Here is a 1631-nt window from a genome sequence, read left to right as displayed (position 1 = left end):
TTCCAGGAATGACCTTGATTTATAGTTAATTGTTGGTATTTAGAAATTCAAAAGCATTTAACGATGGTAATTGTTAAATTAATGGGCGGTTTGGGCAACCAAATGTTTCAATACGCTGCCGGGCGAGCTTTGGCGGAGAAACACCAGGTAGACATAAGCCTAGATGTCACGTTTCTCAATGACCGTTCGGCTAAAGAAAACTTCACTTACCGTAATTACGAACTGAATTGTTTCAACGTAACTACAGCTTTTGCCAAGGAAAATGACCTCGCTAAGTATAAAGTGGGCAGGCTGGGTAGAATTATTAGGAAAATTATTAAAAACGACTGCCCTGTTCATTTTTATGAATGATCACTCAGTTTTATGGATGAATTTAATGAATTACCTTCAAATGTATTGCTGGAGGGATATTGGCAGACAGAGAAATATTTCCTGCAAATTAGACCAATTCTGTTAAATGAATTTCGATGGGAGCCTTTTACCGATCATTTAAATCCTATAGTTTGTGAATCAATCAGCAAGGATAATTCTGTTGGTTTACACGTTAGGAGGGGTGATTTTATTGAGAATGCAGTTATTCACAATCATCACGGTGTGTGTGATATCGATTACTATAGACGTGCAATTTCACATGTCAATGCTAACATAGAGAATCCTACTTACTACGTTTTTTCCGACGACATTGCTTGGGCGAAGAGAGAGTTTGCGAGTTTAAGTTCGGTAAAATTTATAGATCATAACAAAGGAAGTGAAAGTTTTAGAGATATGCAGTTGATGAGCTACTGTAAACACAACATCATTGCTAACAGTTCTTTTAGTTGGTGGGGAGCTTGGTTAAATCAAAATGAAAACAAAGTTGTTGTGGCTCCGGAAAAGTGGTTCAAAAACCTGGAAATGAGCACTACAGACCTCATACCTTCCCGATGGATTAAAAAATGACTGGCTGTTCCATTTCCGTTATTATGCCTGTGTTTAATGCAGAGCTCTATTTGAAATATGCTATCGACAGCGTACTTCATCAAAGTCTCCAAGATTTCGAATTTATTATCATTAATGACGGCTCAACTGATGCAAGTGAACAGATTATTTTATCGTATGAAAATCCACGTATTAGATATATAAATAATATCGAAAATAAAGGCTTGGTATACTCATTAAATAAGGGGATTGAGGAGTCGATAGGCAAATATATTGTTAGAATGGATGCCGACGATATTTCCTTACCTGAAAGGTTTGCTATTCAGCTAAAATTTCTTGATGATAATCAGCAATATGGTTTATGCTGCTCTGATATATCAACAATAGATGCAAACAATGAAATTATAACCTCCGAATATTACGGGGAATTGTCAGCACCATTGGAATGGCAAATGTTGTGGGAGAATCCAGTTGCACATCCAACCGTGATGATGAGAAGGGAATTTATTGACACTTTCAACTTCCGTTACGATGAATCGGATTTTCCTGCAGAGGATTATGGTCTATGGTGTAGATTTATTCTCAAGTCACCCATAAAACGTCTTAAAGAAACGCTTCTATATTACAGAATTTCGGCAAATAGTATTTTTCATTCATCAAAAGCTAGAGCATTAGAAAAGGCAAGTTTAGTGACAACGCAGTATGCTCATGAT

Annotated in this window: 3 protein-coding genes; all 3 read left to right on the top strand. The window is 36.6% G+C overall.

Going from position 1 to position 1631, the window contains the following annotated elements:
* Window positions 1-63: 63 nt before the first annotated feature.
* Window positions 64-351 (top strand): hypothetical protein, encoded by a 288-nt coding sequence (locus WBJ10_RS09805; RefSeq protein ID WP_424289775.1) that lies wholly within the window; start codon window positions 64-66, stop codon window positions 349-351.
* A 12-nt stretch (window positions 352-363) separates the two neighbouring features.
* Window positions 364-939, top strand: coding sequence for an alpha-1,2-fucosyltransferase (locus WBJ10_RS09800; protein WP_424289773.1), 576 nt, complete (start codon window positions 364-366; stop codon window positions 937-939).
* A partial coding sequence (locus WBJ10_RS09795) for a glycosyltransferase family 2 protein (protein ID WP_424289771.1) occupies window positions 936-1631 on the top strand: 696 nt, incomplete at its 3' end. The genes WBJ10_RS09800 and WBJ10_RS09795, both read left to right, overlap by 4 nt.

Source organism: Daejeonella sp., assembly GCF_049655485.1.
GTDB lineage: Bacteria > Bacteroidota > Bacteroidia > Sphingobacteriales > Sphingobacteriaceae > Daejeonella.
The sequence above is the reverse complement of the archived record's forward strand: the minus strand, read 5'-3'. Positions and strand labels throughout refer to the sequence as shown.